Annotated in this window: 16 protein-coding genes and 1 tRNA gene; 6 read left to right on the top strand and 11 right to left on the bottom strand. The window is 58.4% G+C overall.

Translation table 11 applies throughout. The features are described from left to right. From VNZ65_RS08590 to VNZ65_RS08620, 7 genes are all read right to left on the bottom strand, one after another. Positions 1-456 (bottom strand): citrate/2-methylcitrate synthase (locus VNZ65_RS08590; protein WP_325668001.1); only part of this gene is annotated, 456 nt, incomplete at its 3' end. Positions 457-562: 106 nt separating this feature from the next. After that, the gene (locus VNZ65_RS08595; protein ID WP_211440874.1) at positions 563-832 is read right to left on the bottom strand and encodes a succinate dehydrogenase assembly factor 2; all 270 of its coding nucleotides are present in this window, start codon (positions 830-832) and stop codon (positions 563-565) included. Between the two features lie 110 nt (positions 833-942). Continuing rightward, on the bottom strand, positions 943-1,656 hold the full coding sequence (locus VNZ65_RS08600; RefSeq protein ID WP_211440873.1) for a succinate dehydrogenase iron-sulfur subunit: 714 nt from the start codon (positions 1,654-1,656) through the stop codon (positions 943-945). 72 nt (positions 1,657-1,728) lie between these two features. Beyond that, entirely contained in the window at positions 1,729-3,507 is a 1,779-nt protein-coding gene (sdhA, locus tag VNZ65_RS08605) for a succinate dehydrogenase flavoprotein subunit (RefSeq protein ID WP_325668005.1), read from the bottom strand. A gap of 2 nt (positions 3,508-3,509) precedes the next feature. Continuing rightward, on the bottom strand, positions 3,510-3,875 hold the full coding sequence (gene sdhD / locus VNZ65_RS08610) for a succinate dehydrogenase, hydrophobic membrane anchor protein (protein ID WP_325668007.1): 366 nt from the start codon (positions 3,873-3,875) through the stop codon (positions 3,510-3,512). Then, the gene (gene sdhC / locus VNZ65_RS08615) at positions 3,875-4,285 is read right to left on the bottom strand and encodes a succinate dehydrogenase, cytochrome b556 subunit (RefSeq protein WP_061939995.1); all 411 of its coding nucleotides are present in this window, start codon (positions 4,283-4,285) and stop codon (positions 3,875-3,877) included. Before sdhC ends, sdhD begins: the two co-directional genes overlap by 1 nt. Before the next feature lie 182 nt (positions 4,286-4,467). Further along, positions 4,468-5,274: a GntR family transcriptional regulator gene (locus tag VNZ65_RS08620; RefSeq protein WP_325668011.1), complete on the bottom strand. Its 807-nt coding sequence runs from the start codon at positions 5,272-5,274 to the stop codon at positions 4,468-4,470. Positions 5,275-5,713: 439 nt separating this feature from the next. On the opposite strand from VNZ65_RS08620, the gene VNZ65_RS08625 reads away from it, so the two are divergent. The 5 genes from VNZ65_RS08625 to VNZ65_RS08645 all read left to right on the top strand — a co-directional run bounded on the left by VNZ65_RS08625 (position 5,714) and on the right by VNZ65_RS08645 (position 12,681). Beyond that, positions 5,714-6,703, top strand: a complete 990-nt coding sequence (locus VNZ65_RS08625) for a malate dehydrogenase (RefSeq protein WP_061939993.1) — start codon at positions 5,714-5,716, stop codon at positions 6,701-6,703. Between the two features lie 110 nt (positions 6,704-6,813). Continuing rightward, positions 6,814-7,791, top strand: a complete 978-nt coding sequence (locus VNZ65_RS08630; RefSeq protein WP_325668013.1) for a CoA ester lyase — start codon at positions 6,814-6,816, stop codon at positions 7,789-7,791. A 56-nt stretch (positions 7,792-7,847) separates the two neighbouring features. Beyond that, complete coding sequence (locus VNZ65_RS08635) at positions 7,848-8,345, top strand: hypothetical protein (RefSeq protein WP_325668015.1); 498 nt, start codon at positions 7,848-7,850, stop codon at positions 8,343-8,345. Positions 8,346-8,370: 25 nt separating this feature from the next. Continuing rightward, complete coding sequence (gene acnA, locus VNZ65_RS08640; RefSeq protein WP_325668017.1) at positions 8,371-11,082, top strand: aconitate hydratase AcnA; 2,712 nt, start codon at positions 8,371-8,373, stop codon at positions 11,080-11,082. A gap of 345 nt (positions 11,083-11,427) precedes the next feature. Then, positions 11,428-12,681: a DUF2863 family protein gene (locus tag VNZ65_RS08645; protein WP_325668019.1), complete on the top strand. Its 1,254-nt coding sequence runs from the start codon at positions 11,428-11,430 to the stop codon at positions 12,679-12,681. 107 nt (positions 12,682-12,788) lie between these two features. Here the strand turns inward: VNZ65_RS08645 and VNZ65_RS08650 are convergent, their stop codons facing one another. Both VNZ65_RS08650 and VNZ65_RS08655 read right to left on the bottom strand, forming a co-directional pair. Continuing rightward, entirely contained in the window at positions 12,789-13,517 is a 729-nt protein-coding gene (locus VNZ65_RS08650; RefSeq protein WP_325668021.1) for a class I SAM-dependent methyltransferase, read from the bottom strand. Between the two features lie 81 nt (positions 13,518-13,598). Further along, entirely contained in the window at positions 13,599-14,720 is a 1,122-nt protein-coding gene (locus tag VNZ65_RS08655) for a M14 family metallopeptidase (RefSeq protein WP_062116238.1), read from the bottom strand. 168 nt (positions 14,721-14,888) lie between these two features. On the opposite strand from VNZ65_RS08655, the gene VNZ65_RS08660 reads away from it, so the two are divergent. Further along, a tRNA-Pro gene (locus VNZ65_RS08660) sits at positions 14,889-14,965 on the top strand. Positions 14,966-15,127: 162 nt separating this feature from the next. Here VNZ65_RS08660 and VNZ65_RS08665 read toward each other — a convergent pair. Continuing rightward, complete coding sequence (locus tag VNZ65_RS08665; protein WP_325668024.1) at positions 15,128-15,538, bottom strand: transposase; 411 nt, start codon at positions 15,536-15,538, stop codon at positions 15,128-15,130. Positions 15,539-15,644: 106 nt separating this feature from the next. Next, positions 15,645-18,553: YadA-like family protein (locus tag VNZ65_RS25365; RefSeq protein ID WP_414649080.1), on the bottom strand; the 2,909-nt coding region annotated here is incomplete at its 5' end.

Genomic DNA, 18,553 nt, shown 5'->3' on the forward strand with positions numbered 1-18,553 from the left:
GTCATGGTAGAACGACGACAAGGCGCCGACGGTGCCGACCAGCACGGCCATCGGATGCGCATCGCGTCGGAAGCCGCGGAAGAAGAATTGCATCTGCTCGTGCACCATGGTGTGCTGGGTCACGGTGGCGTCGAATTTTTCCTTTTCGGCCGCGGTCGGCAGTTCGCCGTTCAACAGCAGGTAGCAGGTTTCCAGGAAGTCGCAATTGACCGCCAGCTGTTCGATCGGGTAACCGCGGTACTGCAGTTCGCCCTTGTCGCCGTCGATGTAGGTGATCGACGAATTACATGCCGCCGTCGACATGAAACCCGGGTCGTAAGTGAATTTGCCGGTGGCGCCGTACAGCTTGCGGATATCGATGACTTCGGGGCCGACGGTGCCCTTGTAAATAGGAAATTCTACGGATGGGCTGCCATCGGAAAACGATAGCGTGGCTTTTGTATCAGCGGTGGTCATGGCTCTTCCCTCAATCAAAAGGTGACTCTAAATCAAAAAAACAAAAGACGTGTTTGCAAGCTGTCCAACATCTTCAGCGGCCGTCGCCGCCTGTGAAGACACAAGCTTAAGCAGTGCGTATTCTGGCTAACAGGGCATGCACTTGCGGCAAATCGAGCAAGCCGTCCGGTTCTTTACGGACCAGTAGCAAATCCATTAGTTCATTGTCCGACAATTCCATCAGGCGCGAAAAAGCGTCGACGTCATCATCCGTCATGCTGGCTTCATTTGCATCCAGGTAACGGGTCAGTATCAAATCGTTTTCAAGCAGACCACGTCTTGCACGCCAGCGCAGTCGGGCTCGGTTGGCGGGGTCGGCTTGATGTGTGATAGGCATGGCAAGCAGTCATTCTATTTGAAATCGCTGTTCGCCGCTGTCGACGAACAGTTCTAAAACCAGGGCGGGAGATTTGCAGCGGTGCGCAACAGTCTCGCCGCCCTGCTCGCTTATACCGCGCGGCGTACCATCAACTCTTTGATCTTGCCGATCGCCGCATTCGGGTTGAGACCCTTGGGGCAGACATCGACGCAGTTCATGATCGAACGGCAGCGGAACAAACGATACGGATCTTCCAGGTTGTCCAGGCGCGCGCCGGTGGCTTCGTCGCGGCTGTCGGCGATGAAACGGTAGGCTTGCAGCAGGCCGGCCGGACCGACGAACTTGTCCGGATTCCACCAGAACGACGGGCAGGATGTCGAGCAGCATGCGCACAGGATGCACTCGTACAAGCCATCCAGCTCTTCGCGCTGTTCCGGCGATTGCAGGCGCTCTTTCTCCGGCGGGATGTTGTCGTTGATCAGGAACGGCTTGATCGACTCGTATTGCTTGAAGAACTGCGTCATGTCGACGATCAGGTCGCGGATCACCGGCAAGCCTGGCAGCGGCTTGAGGACGATAGGCTCGCTCAGTTCGTTCAGGTTGGTGGTGCAGGCCAGGCCGTTCTTGCCGTTGATGTTCATGGCATCGGAACCGCACACGCCTTCGCGGCATGAACGGCGCAGGGCCAGCGAATCGTCAACGTCGGCCTTGATGCGTTGCAACGCATCCAGCAGCATCTTGTCGGTTGGCAGCAGCTCCACCGTCAGGTCCTGCATGTAAGGCTTGGCATCCTTATCAGGATCGTAGCGGTAGATTTTGAATTTCAAAGTACGTGATGACATGGCTATACCTTTTTATTAATTGTGCGTCAGAGCTGCGCGCCATCTGATGGCGCAAAGCCCTGCCGCGACGAATCAGAATGTACGTGGCTTTGGCTTGAACGTATCAACTGTCAGCGGTTTGGTAATCACTGGCTTGTAGTCGAGACGATTACCTTCGGAGTACCACAAGGTGTGCTTCATCCAGTTTTCGTCATCACGCTTTTCATAATCGCGATGCGCGTGGGCGCCGCGCGACTCCTTACGGGCTGCCGCCGATGTAATGGTGGCCTTGGCGGTTTCGATCAGGTTGTCCAGCTCCAGCGCTTCGACACGTGCGGTGTTGAAGACCTTCGACTTGTCCTTGAACGAGACATGCTTGCGCCGCTCGTCCAGCGCCATGATTTCCTTGTAGCCTTGCTGCAGCAGCTCGTCGGTACGGAACACGCCGCAGTAGTGCTGCATGGTCTTGCGGATATCGCCGGCCACGTCTTGTACTCGCTCGGAACCGGTGCTGGTTTCCAGCTTGGCCAGGCGCGCCAGGGCGACGTCGGCTGCATCCGCCGGCAACGGCTTGTTGCTGCGCTCCTTGAGCTTGCTGTCGACAATGTGATTGCCGGCCGCGCGGCCGAACACCACCAGGTCCAGCAGCGAGTTGGTGCCAAGGCGATTGGCGCCGTGCACCGAAACGCAGGCGCATTCGCCGATCGCATACAGACCGTTGACCACCGCGTTCGGGATGCCGTTCTTCGGCACTACCACCTGGCCATACACATTGGTCGGAATACCGCCCATCTGATAGTGGATGGTCGGCACGACCGGGATCGGCTCTTTCAAAGCGTCAACGTTAGCGAACTTGTGACCGATTTCCAGAATCGAAGGCAGACGCTTCATGATGGTTTCGGCGCCGATATGGCGCAGGTCCAGCATGACGTGATCCTTGTGCGGACCGCAGCCGCGGCCTTCCTTGATTTCCTGGTCCATCGAACGCGAGACGAAGTCGCGCGGCGCCAGGTCTTTCAGGGTAGGCGCATAGCGCTCCATGAAACGTTCGCCGTTGGCGTTGATCAAGATCCCGCCTTCGCCGCGCACGCCTTCAGTGATCAGCACGCCCGCGCCGGCCACGCCGGTCGGGTGGAACTGCCAGAATTCCATGTCTTCCAGCGGCAGGCCTGCGCGCGCCGCCATGCCCATGCCGTCGCCGGTATTGATGAAGGCATTGGTGGAAGCCGCCCAGATGCGCCCTGCACCGCCGGTTGCCATGACCGTGGTCTTGGCTTCCAGGATCATGACGTCGCCGGTTTCCATTTCCAGTGCAACCACGCCGATGACATCGCCTTCAGCATCGCGCACCAGGTCGATCGCCATCCACTCAACGAAAAAGTGGGTCTTGGCGCGCACGTTACGCTGATACAGCGTGTGCAGCAGCGCATGGCCGGTACGGTCGGCAGCGGCGCAAGCGCGCGCTACCGGCTTTTCGCCGAAGTTGGCCGAGTGGCCGCCGAACGGACGCTGGTAAATGGTGCCGTCGGCGTTGCGGTCGAACGGCATGCCGAAGTGTTCCAGCTCGTACACAGCCTTAGGAGCTTCGCGACACATGAATTCGATCGCGTCCTGGTCGCCCAGGTAATCCGAGCCCTTGACAGTGTCGAACATGTGCCAGTACCAGCTGTCCTCGGACATGTTGCCGAGCGAAGCGCCGATGCCGCCCTGCGCTGCCACGGTGTGCGAACGGGTAGGAAACACCTTCGACAGCACTGCAACGTTCAAGCCCGCTTCCGCCAACTGCAGCGAAGCACGCATGCCGGATCCGCCGGCGCCAACGATAACCGCATCAAAGCGGCGTGTAGGAATTGTGGATTTGATTGCTGACACGATTACACTCTCCACAAAATCTGCGCCGCCCATCCGGCACAACCAACCAGCCACAGGATTGTGGCAACTTGCAAGACCAGGCGCACAGCAACCGGCTTGACGTAATCCATCCAGATATCACGCACGCCGATCCATGCATGAAAAAACAGTGCCATCAGCGCTACGAAGGTAGCCAGCTTGAACCACTGGTGAGAAAACAGGCCCGCCCAGCCGTCATAGCTGAAGTCGCTGGCGGTGAGGAAGCACACCAGCAAAATCACGGTATAGACCGCCATCACGATCGCTGTCGCACGCTGCGCCAGCCAGTCGCGCAGGCCGTAATGGGCGCCAACGACCAGGCGCTTGCCGCCAATATTATTATCTGCCATTAGAATGCTCCGAACAGTTTCAATGCGACGATCAGCGCCAGCGGCAAGCTGATGATGAGGACGCTTGCAGCCGATTTGCGCGCGCTTTCCTTGCTCAGGCCAATGTGGTTATCCATGACAAGGTGGCGGATGCCGGCGCAGAAGTGGTGCAGGTAAGCCCAGGACAGGGCCAGGATGACAAGCTTGACGAACCAGCCCGACGTAAAGCCTTTGAAATAGTCGAAAGAGCTTTCCGACACCAGGCTTTTATCCAGCATGAACAAGATGAAAGGCAAGAGCAAAAACATCAACAAGCCACTTATACGATGCAAAATCGAAATAATGCCCGCCAGCGGCAAGCGGTAACCGACAATTTGAGTAATGTTTATATTACGAAACTGTGGCCGATTGGGTTTCGCGGCTTCAGACATAACAGGGTTCTCCTCAGTTTAAAAATTTACTGCAAGCGCAATCCCGCAATTTTCGCCGATTTTGTGCAGCACACCAATAGTTATTATTCGTTATTGCGAATAATCGTCGGCGCCTCTCGAACTTTGCCATTTTGCCACCACTGGTCCGCGCTCACACGCGACCGTCAATTCCACCCAAGCCGTCAGCTCAATTCGTTCTGATAATGATGACGGTTGGTGACATACAAGCCGCGCCGCACTTCCACCGGCTTGTCGCCGTAAGTGAAAGACACGCGCTCGACGCACAGCAAAGGCGATGATTTTTCCACCGCCAGCAATTCGGCAGCATCCGCATCGGCGCTGGCGGCGCGGATCTGTTCGGTGGCACGGATCATGCGCGTGCCGAATTCGGTTTCAAACAGACCGTACATCGGCCCCTTGTATTCAGCCAGCCGCTCCAGCGTCAAGGCCTTGAACAAGGCGCCGGGCAGCCATAACTCTTCCAGTATCGTCGGCACGCCGTCGAAGGCCAGCACGCGCTTGACATACACCACCGAATCGCCCGACTTCACGCCCAGTTGGCGTGCGATATCCGCCGGCGCGCGCAAGCGCTTCAGCTCTATGACTCTTTTATCGGTAACCTGGGGCTCATCGCTATCCGGCATCAGGCGCAGGAAACGGAATTGGGAACGGGCTTCGTGATGGGTGGCGACGAAAGTGCCTTTGCCCTGGCGCCGCACCAGCAGGTTTTCTGCCGCCAGCTCGTCGATCGCCTTGCGCACGGTGCCCTGGCTGACCTTGAAACGGTTGCCAAGCTCGACTTCGCTGGGGATCAATTCGCCGGACTTCCATTCGCCGGACTGCAGGCGCTGCATGATCAGCGCCTTGATTTGCTGGTAGAGCGGACTGAAGGTCGGGGAACTTGCCGCAGGAGCTGTCGACGACGCTCCCGGGGCTGCAGCGCTCGGGCTGACAGGGTCGCTACTCGGATTGGACGGGATGGAACTCATAACCTCGGATTTCACCATAAAACCCCCATTGTCGTCCAGCAAAAAATGCGCAATGATATGTCTTATATAAGACATAAGATATTGATTGACATACCATGTTGCCAAGCCTAAACTCGCGGGCAGCAGGACTATCTGATGATCCGCGTCGCACGCAAGCCAGCTTTCCCGGCCGGTCGGGCTGAGGACCATGCCGAAGTTGCAAGCCGCTGCGCAAGCTGCAATTTGCGGCCGCCGGACCAGCGCGAAACAAACTGACGGCTGCGCTTTTCGCCGGTATCATTAGAGGTTGCATATAGAGTCACCGCTTTTTATCTAGCCGGGACTTTTGTAATGGGACAAGACCGTACGGAAGCGCAATACGCCATGCTCTGCAGGCCCTTGAACGTATCCGAGCGACACTGTCTCGCAAATATTTTTATCACCTCTCTGGAGATTCAACATGGCTAAGTCCCCTCTGCGTGTTGCCGTTACCGGCGCCGCTGGTCAAATCGGTTACTCACTGTTGTTCCGCATCGCCAATGGCGACCTGCTCGGCAAAGACCAACCGGTCATTCTGCAATTGCTGGAAATCCCTGACGAAAAAGCACAAAAAGCGCTGAAAGGCGTGATCATGGAAGTCGACGACTGCGCCTTCCCGCTGCTGGCCGGCATCACTGCCCACAGCGATCCGATGACTGCATTCAAGGATGCCGACATCGCCCTGCTGGTCGGCGCACGCCCACGCGGCCCAGGCATGGAACGCAAGGACCTGCTGGAAGCCAATGCCCAGATCTTCACGGTGCAAGGCAAGGCGCTGGACGCAGTTGCTTCGCGCAATGTCAAGGTGCTGGTGGTCGGCAACCCAGCCAACACCAACGCTTACATCGCCATGAAATCGGCGCCAAGCCTGCCAGCCAAGAACTTCACAGCGATGCTGCGCCTGGACCACAACCGCGCCCTGTCGCAAGTTGCGGCCAAAATCGGCAAGCCGGTTTCCGCCATCGAAAAACTGTGCGTCTGGGGTAACCACTCGCCAACCATGTACGCCGACTATCGCTACGCGACAGCCGACGGCGCATCGGTCAAGGACCTGATCAACGACCAGGTCTGGAACAAGGACGTGTTCCTGCCGACAGTCGGCAAGCGCGGCGCCGCCATCATCGAAGCGCGCGGCCTGTCGTCGGCGGCATCGGCAGCCAACGCAGCGATCGATCACGTGCGCGACTGGGTGCTGGGCACCAACGGCAAGTGGACTACCATGGGCGTGCCATCGGACGGCTCCTACGGTATCCCTGAAGGCACTATGTTCGGCTTCCCTGTCACCACCGAAAACGGCGAATACAAAATCGTCCAGGGCCTGGAAATCGACGCCTTCTCGCAAGAGCGCATCAACCTCACGCTGAAAGAACTGCAAGAAGAGCGTGACGGCGTGAAACACCTGGTCGGCTAAACACCGTCCGTCAGCGCCCGCATGGCAACACAGCCATTGCCATGCCGGCGCCTGACCTTATCTGCTTTTCCCGTTTTGATTTGTTCTGCAATTTTTTAAAAAACTTCGCAATGCACCCTACCCAGGTCTTATTCCTAGGCAAGCAACAACCGGTCTCGCTACCGGTCTGCGATCATTACGCCGGTGCTGAAAAGCTCATGCGCAAGTCGATCGCCCTGCAACAGGAACTGGGCCCGGTCTTCGACATCACCCTGGACTGCGAAGACGGCGCCAGCGCCGGTCACGAAGCAGCGCATGCCAAGCTGGTTGCCAGCATCGTCGCCAGCGACGACAACCGCTTCGGACGCATCGGCGCCCGCGTGCACGACAGCGGCAGCGCCTTTTTCGAACAAGACATCAAGCTTATCTGCAGCAACAGCGGAGCCGCCAACCGGCTGGCTTACCTGATGCTGCCCAAGGCCGAGAGCCTGGCGGAAGTACGCGCCGCCATAGCCCTGATCGAGCACTACAGCCAGCGCGCCGGCCGCGAAGACCTGCCGGTCCACGTACTGATAGAAACCCATGGCGCCCTGGCCGACGTTTTCGCCATCGCCGCCCTGCCGCAGGTGCAGTCGCTGTCGTTCGGCATCATGGATTTCGTATCAGCCCATTTTGGTGCAATTCCCAGCGCGGCGATGCGTTCGCCGGGCCAGTTCAGCCATCCGCTGGTGGCCCGCGCCAAGCTGGAAATCGCCGCTGCCTGCCATGCGCACGGCAAGGTGCCGTCGCATAATGTCACGACCGACATCAAGGACAGCGCCAGCGTTGCTGCCGATGCCGGCCGCGCCAGGACGGAATTCGGCTATACCCGGATGTGGAGCATCCATCCGCAGCAGATCCAGCCGATCTTGAACGCATTTACCCCGCCGCAGTCCGAGATAGCGACCGCGGCACAGATTCTGCTTGCAGCCCAGCAGGCAGAATGGGGACCGATACAACACGAGGGCACGCTGCATGACCGCGCCAGTTACCGTTATTACTGGAGCGTTCTGCAGCGGGCAAAAAATAGCGGCGCCGCATTACCTGAAAACACCAGCACCTTGTTATAACCGCGCCCTGCCGCTTACTCAATAACAGTAGCGGGACGCACTACGGAGCAATAGAAATGAGAAAGATTCTGTCAACGAGTTTGTCAACCCTGGTCTTGCTGTGCGCCAGCCTGGCGGTAGTAGCACCGCAGGCGCAAGCACAAACCACCACGAAGAAAACCACCAAGAAAGCGGCCAAGAAACCCGCGGCAAAAGCAGCGCCGGCCGAAGTGGACGACGGTGAAGACGAAGGCACGCCAGACGTCAAGACTGCCGTTTCTGTCGACTACAAGTGCGAACTGGGCAATAGCCTGACGATCTACACCAACGCTGAAGACGACAAGCACATCGCGCTGCGCTGGGGCAAGACCCTGCACCGCCTGAGCCGCGTGCCGACCACCACCGGCGCCAACCGTTTTGAAAACCGCAAGTACGGCCTGCTCTGGATCGGCATCCCGGCCAAGGGCATCTTGCTCGATTCGAAATCTGGGCATCAGCTGGCGAACGAATGCAAGTCGCCGGCACAGGAAGAGATGCCGGCGCCGGTAGCAGCTGACCCGGCAAACAGTTTGTAATCTAGTTGTAAACTCAGGAGATATCATGTCCCGTAACACATTGAACACACTTAAGGAATTCAAGATTTCCGATTCCAAGAAAGGCAAGTTCTATTCCTTGCCTGCCCTGGAAAAAAAACTCGGCGTCAACATCTCGCGCTTGCCGGTATCGATCCGCGTTGTGCTGGAATCCGTGCTGCGCAACTGCGACGGCAAGAAAGTCACTGAAGAGCACGTCAAGCAGCTCGCGAACTGGGGCGCAACCGCTGCCCGCACCGACGAAATCCCGTTCGTCGTGGCCCGCGTAGTGCTGCAAGACTTTACCGGCGTGCCGCTGCTGGCCGACCTCGCCGCGATGCGCAACGTCGCCGCCAGCCTGGGCAAGAACGCCAAGAACATCGAACCGCTGGTGCCGGTTGACCTGGTGGTCGACCATTCGATCCAGATCGACCATTTCCGTGAAAAGAAAGCGCTCGACCTCAACATGAAACTGGAATTCCAGCGCAACAACGAGCGCTACCAGTTCATGAAATGGGGCATGCAGGCATTCGACACCTTCGGCGTCGTGCCCCCAGGCTTCGGCATCGTCCACCAGGTCAACCTGGAATACCTGGCGCGCGGCGTCCACAAGAAGGATTCGGTCTACTATCCGGACACCCTGGTCGGCACTGACTCGCACACCACCATGATCAACGGCATCGGCGTAGTCGGCTGGGGCGTCGGCGGCATCGAGGCGGAAGCCGGCATGCTGGGCCAGCCGGTCTACTTCCTGACACCGGACGTAGTCGGCGTCAACCTGACCGGCCAGCTGCGTGAAGGCGTTACCGCCACCGATCTGGTGCTGACAATTACCGAACTGCTGCGCAAAGCCAAAGTCGTCGGCAAGTTTGTCGAATTCTTCGGCGAAGGCACTGCCTCGCTGAGCCTGACCGACCGCGCCACCATCGCCAACATGGCGCCTGAATACGGCGCCACCATGGGCTTCTTCCCGGTTGACGATGCAACTATCGAATACTTCGAAGGCACCGGCCGCAGCAAAGCGGAAATCGACGCATTCGCCGGCTACTTCAAGGCACAGAACCTGTACGGCATTCCAAAGGCTGGCGACATCGACTACACCACTGTCGTCGAACTCGACCTGGCTACTGTTGCACCATCGCTGGCAGGTCCGAAGCGTCCGCAAGACCGTATCGAAATCGGCCATGTCAAAGCTAACTTCGCCGAACTGTTCAGCAAGCCGATCGCAGAAAACGGCTTCAACAAGAAGATCGAAGACCTGGATGCGACTTACACCAACGCTGACGGCGTCAAGCTGCAGAACGGCGACGTCCTGATTGCCGCCATCACTTCTTGCACCAACACTTCCAACCCGAGCGTCATGCTGGCGGCTGGCTTGCTGGCCAAGAAAGCGGTCGAAGCCGGCCTCAAGGTGCCTGCGCACATCAAGACTTCGCTGGCCCCTGGCTCGCGCGTGGTCACCGAATACCTGGAAGCGGCCGGCCTGCTGCCGTACCTGGAAAAACTCGGCTTCGGCGTCACCGCCTACGGCTGCACCACCTGTATCGGCAATGCCGGCGACCTGACGCCAGCCATGAACGAAGCCATCGTCAAGAACGACGTGGTGGCATCGGCTGTGTTGTCCGGCAACCGCAACTTCGAAGCGCGTATCCATCCGAACATCCGCTCCAACTTCCTGGCCTCGCCACCGCTGGTCGTCGCTTATGCGATTGCCGGCAACATGACGCGCGACCTGATGACGGAGCCTGTCGGCAAGGGCAAGGGCGGCAAGGATATTTACCTGGGCGACATCTGGCCGTCTTCGCAAGAAGTCGCCAAGCTGATGAAGTTCGCGATGAACGCCAAGGTCTTCAAGGCCAACTACGCTGACGTCAAGGGCGCACCAGGCAAGCTGTGGGAAGCCATCAAGGGCGTCGCCGGCGGCGAAGTCTACAACTGGCCGAAATCGACCTACATCGCTGAACCACCGTTCTTCCAAGACTTCACCATGGTGCCGAAGGCTGCAGCGACCGGCATCACCGGCGCACGCGCACTGGGCGTGTTCGGCGATTCGATCACTACCGACCACATCTCGCCAGCCGGCTCCATCAAGGAATCCAGCCCGGCGGGTAAATGGCTGATCGCCAACGGCGTGCTGAAGGCAGACTTCAACTCCTACGGCTCGCGTCGCGGCAATCACGAAATCATGATGCGCGGCACCTTCGCTAACGTCCGCATCAAGAACCTGATGATCCCGCCGACACCGGACGGCTCGCGTGTCGAAGGCGGCATCACCCTGCTCCAGCCGACTGGCGAAGAAACTTCGATCTATGACGCAGCCATGCAGTACATCAAGGACGGCGTGCCAACCATGGTGTTTGCCGGCGAAGAGTACGGTACAGGTTCGTCGCGCGACTGGGCAGCCAAGGGCACCCAGCTGCTGGGCGTGAAGGCTGTGTTTGCCCGTTCGTTCGAACGCATCCACCGCTCCAACCTGGTCGGCATGGGCGTGCTGCCGCTGCAATTCATCGGCACAGACAGCGTGCAGACTCTGGGCATCACCGGCAACGAGACTTTCGATCTGAAGGGCATCGACGGCGAAATCAAGCCACAGCAAGACGCCACCCTGGTGATCCATCGCGCCAACGGCGAAACCAAGGAAGTCAAGGTCCTGCTGCGCATCGATACGCCAATCGAAGTCGACTACTACAAGCACGGCGGCATCCTGCCGTTCGTGTTGCGTCAGTTGCTGGCAGCTTAAGCAGCGCTCAAGAGTAAGAAACAGTAGCAGGCAGCAGTTTGCCTGAATGACAAACGCCGGCATTGCCGGCGTTTGTCGTTTCTGCAACCCTTCTCACCGGCTTGATTGCCTTGAAACAGTTTTATTCCATATCCAGTTAAATCCACTACAATAGGATATTGCAGTCTTCCTGCCTCTGAGTCCCATAAAAACTCACAGCAAGCGGTCGTAGGCCAGAAGGCAGCGCAGAACAGCGGAGCATGTCCGGCAAGGACATGTGAGCATCTCGGTTGCCTGGCTTTGGATGCAAGCATCCGCTACGGTCGCGCAGGAAGACATTGACCATGTTGTCAACCTTCACTCACTATGCGCCGTCCGTCAAAAAAACCTTCCCGTAAATTTTCCGCCGACAGCCATCGCCTGGCCGAGCTGGCGCAAGCATTGATTCAAGCCTCCAGCCGTCTTGAGGAGCGCGCATGGGAACGCGAAATTGAGGTGTTACTCAACAAGCATTTCAAGGCCCAGCATCAGGAGCCCATCGACAGCGCCCTGGAGCAGCTGTTCCCGACCCAGCCAGATGCCTACGATGCTCTGATGGATGTGGTCGAAGCGTGCAGCGAATCCTGCAGCATCGAGTACCAAGGCAAGCAGTATGACTGTCTGCTGCTCGGCGTGCCGCTGCTGGCCTGGACCCGCTTTTCGATCGGCTCCGGACCGGTGCCGGCCGACACCATGATGGCCATCAGCGCCCACCTGCACGCGCATATCCTGGCGCCGGAAGTGCTGACCGGTATCGTGCCCTCGCTATACGCCATCGACCAGCTGCCGCGCAGCCACGCCGATACCTACGCCCTGCTGCAGCAACTATCGCATGCGGCGCTCAGCGCCACCCCGGTGCGCAGCCCGGCCAACCCGCCTCAGACCGCGCCTTACCTGGCAGATACCCGCTATCTGCTGGCTGCCCTGGTGGTGCCTAGCGGCATGCCGCTGTTCCGCTGGCAACTGGCGCGCGGACAAGCCGGCCATATCGCCACCGACAAGGAACTGGCGCTGGAACAGTGGCGCAAGCAGGTAACGCCGAATGTGACGCGCCTGTTGCCAGGCTGCGGCGTCCAGCTGCTGCTGCCCGAAGCCTACTACGCCGCCTGCCGCGAAGCCGACCTGCAAATCCGCCCGGCTTCGCTGCGCGCCGCCAGCTACTACCTGTCGCACACGCTGGACATCGCCTCCAAGGACCTGCACGCCAGCATCGGCCGCTTCAGCGAACAGCCGGAGAGCGGCCGCGTGGATGAATACCGCATTGGCTTTTCGCTCGGCCAGACCAACGAGATCATCTATGGCGTAGTGTGGCCGCTGTACGGCCCGGAAGAAGCCAACGAAGAAATCATCAGCCGCTCCAGCGACAGCGAAGAAGCAGCTGCAGAGCCGGAAACTCCGCTGGAACAGATCCTGAGCCTGCTGCGCGAATGCGGCATCGACGATATCCAGCGCCATACCGATCTGTTTGCAATGGAATTCTGCGACGACTGCGGCACACCCTTCTATCCAGACCGCGAGGGCGAACTCGTGCATCCGGAAACGCCGGAAGACACTCCGAGCGGATCTGCCCATTTTCACTAAGCTTTATTGAGAACTTCATAAAACGCGACAAAGCCGGTCCGGTTTTCGTCGCGCATCACACACGCAGCTAAGTGGGCCACGGAGCACACGCCGAAAAAAGTGCGAATTCAGCGCTGCGCCGCCACCAGTAACAGCATCGGACGATCACGCTCCTCCGCCAGCTCAGGCCGCGCCACGAGCTGCTCGGCACTAGGCCCCCACTCGTTGACACGGCTGATAGTGAAGCCGGCAGCAATCAGCAGATTGAGCAAAGTACCGATGGTGCGATGCTGCTTGATCACCCCTTCCGCCAGCCAGTTGGTGCTGCGCGGCCCTTCGATCTGATAGCTGTCGATTGGCCAGGTCTTGCGGCCCTGCGCATCGGACACCCAGCCCGGATGTGTGGGCGCCATGTAGATCGGATGCTCGATGGAGAACACCAGTTTGCCACCTGGCGCCAGAGCGCGATAGGCGGTGGCAAACAGACCCGCCAGGTTGACGATGTAATGCAGCGTGAGCGAACTGTAGACCAGGTCGAAGCCGCCCTCCGCCAGTTTCAGCTGCTCCAGGTCGGCGCGCGCGTAACTTACCGCGGCATACGCCGTAGTGGCGATTGCGCGCTCCAGCATCTTTTCGGAAACGTCGAGGCCGACCACCTGCGCAACGCCCTGCTCGGCCGCCCAGCGGCAAAACCAGCCGTAGCCGCAACCGAGATCGACTACCCGCTTGCCGCGCAGCGGCGGCAGCATGGCTTGCAGGGCCGGCCATTCCGCCGCACCCGCCAATCCCTGCAGCGAGCGCCCGAGCTGGCTGTAGCCTTCAAAGAAGGCCGGATCGTCATAGATATTTTGCGTCATTGATAAAACAATTCCTTCTTGAACCATATTGCGGCTGCATCGTAGAAACGGCAGCCTTGGCTGCCGTTGGTTACCGCATGTTTATTCAAAAGCCCGCAAGATCGGCTGCAGCACCACCTCGCCCAGGCGCGCGCTGCGCGCGCCGTCCCAGCCCACCTGCGCGTCCGGCAGGTTGGCGTTGTCCTTGAACGGCAACTCCAGGGTCAGCGAAACGCATTTGAAAGTGTGGCCGATATACTTGGATGCCAATGTCAGCACATCGCTGCTGTACTTGCTCGCCGCATAGCCGAACTCGGTCTGGAAATCCGGGCTGGCGCGCAGGAAGTCGTCGATGAACTGCTGCTGCTCCTTGGCCTGTTGCGGGCTGAAGTCTTCCAGCATTTCCGAACCTGCCACGAAGATGTAGGGCAAGGCTTCATCGCCATGCACATCGAGGAACAGATCGCAGCCGATCTCGTGGATCTTGTTTTTCACCGCGAACACTTCCGGGCTGCGCTCCAGCGATGGCGTCATCCATTCGCGGTTGAGGTTGGCGCCAGCCGCGTTGGTGCGCAGGTTGCCGCGCACCGAGCCGTCCGGATTCATGTTCGGCACGATATAGAACACTGCATGCTGCAGCACTTTGGTAGCGAGCGGATTGGCGCTGTCCAGCAAGGCATCGACCATGCCCTCGACGAACCACTCCGCCATGGTTTCCCCAGGATGCTGGCGCGCGATGACCCACACCTTCTTGGCCGCCTCAGGATTACCGATCACCAGTACATTCATGTCGCGGCCATCAACCGTGCTGCCGATATCCAGCACCCGTGCCAGCGGAGATTGCTCCGCCTGCCCCAGCAACGCCAGGTGGCGCTCCCAGGAATACGGCTCGAAGTAGGCGTAGTAGACGCTGTCGTAGTCCGGAGTATGGCTGATGGTCATGACCTGGCCGTCGAAGCTGGTCGGCACGCGGAACCAGTTTTCCCGGTCGTAGCTGGCCACCGCCTGGTAGTTTTCCCAGCCCTTGGGATAGGTCGTGGCGCCGGCGTTGAGGAAGCGGATCGTGCAATCCTCGTCGCGCGCACCCTGCAGGCGGAAATAAAACCACTGCGTGAAATCGGCATGCGAATCGCTGCGGATTTTCAATTCGATTTGCTGAGGACTATCCGCACGCACGACTTCAATCGCGGCGGCGTCGAACTGCTGGCTAATTTTTATTGACATAAGATTATCTGAATGAGGACCACCGGCAAAATGTGGCGGCCGATCGCATTGAATAACGACGCAAAGATCGGCGGCAACGCAAGCCGGATAATCGGTGGGGAAATTTTTTAGATTCTTTGCATTCCGTTGGGAACAAAGCAACTAGGCCTGATATAATAACAGGCTTGTCGGGGCGTAGCGCAGCCTGGTAGCGTACATGCATGGGGTGCATGGGGTCGGAGGTTCGAATCCTCTCGCCCCGACCAATAAAATCAATGAGTTAGCTATTAACAATAGTGAGTTGCCTACAATGCTGTGTACACAAAAGTGTACGCAGCATTTTTTATTGCAAAACCGCGGGGACGCAAGCGCCTCAATATATCCCCCGCAACATCTCCCAAAAGAACAGAAATTGACTTTGGCGCTCGCTAGGGATTTTGATCGCCTGGAATATGAGGGATGTTATAAGTTGCTCGTGCCGCCTTTCTGGCAGCCGCCCTGATTGCCATGACTTTTCGCTGCTCGCAATGGTCTTCTATTTTTTGCACCAACGCACACAGCTCACCGTCATCGCGCAGATCTTCGGCCAGCTGGCGCCAATAGCCACTTTCATTCCAGCGTTTCAGACGGATAAAAATGGTGTTCCATTTGCCAAACCTGGCGGGCAAATCCATCCATGTACACCCAACGGAAAGATACCAAAGCAACGCGTCTATAAACAAACGATTGCTACGTTCGGGATTCCTGAAATCTATCCCTCTGTTTTTCAGCAATGGTTCCAGCTTTTCCCATTGATCGTCCCGCAGGGCCGTGGCTGATTTGAAAATTGCTTGATTCATAAAATATTTTCCCGGTAGCCCCCGGGACATAAGCAGATGTCATGCGAATTGAAAAAATGAGCGCCCGAAGACGCTCATTCGAAGTACACACAAAACTAGCCGGTCATTACCATGAAAAGCCAACTCCGGCATTGATCAATGTGCGCGTACCGGACGTAGTACTAACACCGAATTTGACAACCGTATTCTGGCTGACGCGGGCACTGGCGCCGATAGCCAGGGCCGTATAACCGGCATAGCTGCCAATGCCCGCCCCTAACGCGAACGTCTTGCCGCTGTCGACTTGCGGCAGGCCCGCCAGGGCCCCTGCCATTGCCACGCCGCTATACGCAAGGCGCTGAACATCTCCAAGCTGGTTTTGCACAGCTGACAATTGCGAGACATTCACAGCATCTGTCGGATCGATGCCGGCCGCCACGTTGGTGATGCGACGCTCGCTGCCAGGAGAACCGACAGATACGGTATTGGCCTGATCCGCGATCGAACCGGCTCCCAGAGCCACCGAATTGCTCGCGGTGGCTTGCGCCCCGGCGCCGGTGGCGACGGAATTATTACCCGAGGCCAGCGCATTCTGGCCAATCGCGACAGTAGGATCGCCAGTCGCCTGGGCGTTATTACCGATCGCCACCGAGCCGGCCTGTGAAGCCAAGGCACGGAAGCCGACAGCAGTGGTATTGGCATCGGTTGCCTGGGCGTTGGAGCCAAATGCCGTGGCGCCGTCTTTAGTGGCCTGTGCGCACAAGCCCGAACCGGTTGCGTCGACGCCCTTCACCGTGGTGCAGGTTGCCGGCGTCACATTATTGACCGCTGTGCCGCTAGTGCCACGCGTCTGCACCGTGCCGTCGCTGTTGGCGCCGCCGATGGTGGTGACACCTATCGTCGAACCGTTAGCGGCAGCGCCACTGGATGCATCGGCGATCGGCTTCAGCGAAGTCGACAATGTGCTGACCCCCGCCAGGCTGGTCGTCAGGCTTGTTGAAATGGACGTCAGCTGTCCCAGCCCGGTCGATATCGACGCCACGCCGGTAGACAAGGAATTGATGCCGCTGTTCGCCGCACTCAAGCCGCTTGAAGTTGACGTCGACAACGACGATACGCTGCTGTTCGTGGTGCTCAGTCCGGTTGACAGCGAATTGATGCCGCTAGCCGCCGTGCTCAAGCCCGTCGAAGTCGACGTTGACAGCGCCGATACATTGCTGTTGGTGGTGCTCAGCCCCGTTGACAGTGAATTCACACCGCTTTGCGCCGTGCTGATCCCTGTCGAGGTTGAGGTCGACAGCGAGGTCACGTTGCTGTTGGTCGTGCTCAAACCGGTTGACAAGGAATTGATGCCGGCGGAGGTCGAGGTAGACAAAGATGACAATTGACTGAAATTCACGGCATCCGTGGGCTTGACACCCGCGGCTACGTTGGTAAGAGTCACCGGCGTTGTCGCGCCTACCCCTCCCAAAGTAACGCTGGTATGACCAGGGTTGTCATATTGAACCGAGTTGGCAACTCCCGTCGACAGCGAGGCAATGCCAGTCGACGTCGCGGTTGACAACGATGTTACGTTGCTATTAGTCGTGCTCAACCCGGTCGACAACGAACCGATGTTGCTGGCGTTGGTGCTGATGCCGGTCGAAGTTGACGTCGACAACGATGTCACGTTGCTGTTGGTCGTGCTCAGGCCAGTCGACAGCGAACCGATGTTGCTGGCGTTCGTACTGATGCCAGTCGAGGTCGACGTCGACAACGACGTCACGTTACTGTTGGTCGTGCTCAGGCCAGTCGACAGCGAACCGATGTTGCTGGCGTTGGTGCTGATGCCAGTCGAAGTCGACGTCGACAACGATGTCACGTTGCTGTTGGTCGTGCTCAGGCCAGTCGACAGCGAACCGATGTTGCTGGCGTTCGTACTGATGCCAGTCGAGGTCGACGTCGACAACGACGTCACGTTGCTGTTGGTCGTGCTCAAACCAGTCGACAGCGAACCGATGTTGCTGGCGTTGGTGCTGATACCCGTCGAAGTCGAGGTCGACAGCGAAGTCACATTACTGTTGGTCGTGCTCAAACCAGTCGAAAGCGAACCAATATTACTGGCGTTGGTGCTGATGCCGGTCGAGGTCGACGTCGACAACGAAGTCACATTACTGTTAGTCGTGCTCAGGCCTGTCGACAACGAACCAATATTACTGGCGTTGGTGCTGATACCCGTCGAGGTCGACGTCGACAACGACGTCACGTTGCTGTTGGTTGTGCTCAAACCAGTCGACAGCGAGCCGATATTGCTGGCGTTGGTGCTGATGCCGGTTGAAGTCGAGGTCGACAGCGAAGTTACGTTGCTATTGGTCGTGCTCAGGCCGGTCGACAACGAGCCAATATTGCTAGCGTTGGTACTGATGCCGGTTGAAGTCGAGGTCGACAGCGAAGTTACGTTGCTGTTGGTCGTGCTCAAACCAGTCGAAAGCGAACCGATATTGCTGGCGTTGGTGCTGATGCCGGTCGAGGTCGAGGTCGACAACGATGTCACGTTGCTGTTGGTCGTGCTCAGCCCTGTCGACAGCGAACCGATGTTGCTGGCGTTGGTGCTGATGCCAGTCGAAGTCGAGGTCGACAACGACGTCACGTTGCTGTTGGTTGTGCTCAAACCAGTCGACAGCGAGGTCACATTGCTGTTGGTTGTGCTCAGACCAGTCGACAACGAGCCAACATTGCTGTTCGTTGTACTCAGACCGGTGGACAGCGAATTCACGCCGCTTTGCGCTGTGCTGAGACCAGTCGAAGTCGAGGTTGACAGCGAAGTCACGTTGCTGTTGGTCGTACTCAGGCCAGTCGACAGCGATCCAATGTTGCTGGCGTTGGTGCTGATGCCGGTCGAGGTCGAGGTCGACAACGATGTCACGTTGCTGTTGGTCGTGCTCAGCCCTGTCGACAGGGAACCAACATTGCTGTTCGTTGTGCTCAGACTGGTGGACAGCGAATTCACGCCGCTTTGTGCTATGCTGATACCGGTCGAGGTCGATGTCGACAGCG

The organism is Collimonas sp., from assembly GCF_035566555.1.
GTDB lineage: Bacteria > Pseudomonadota > Gammaproteobacteria > Burkholderiales > Burkholderiaceae_D > Collimonas.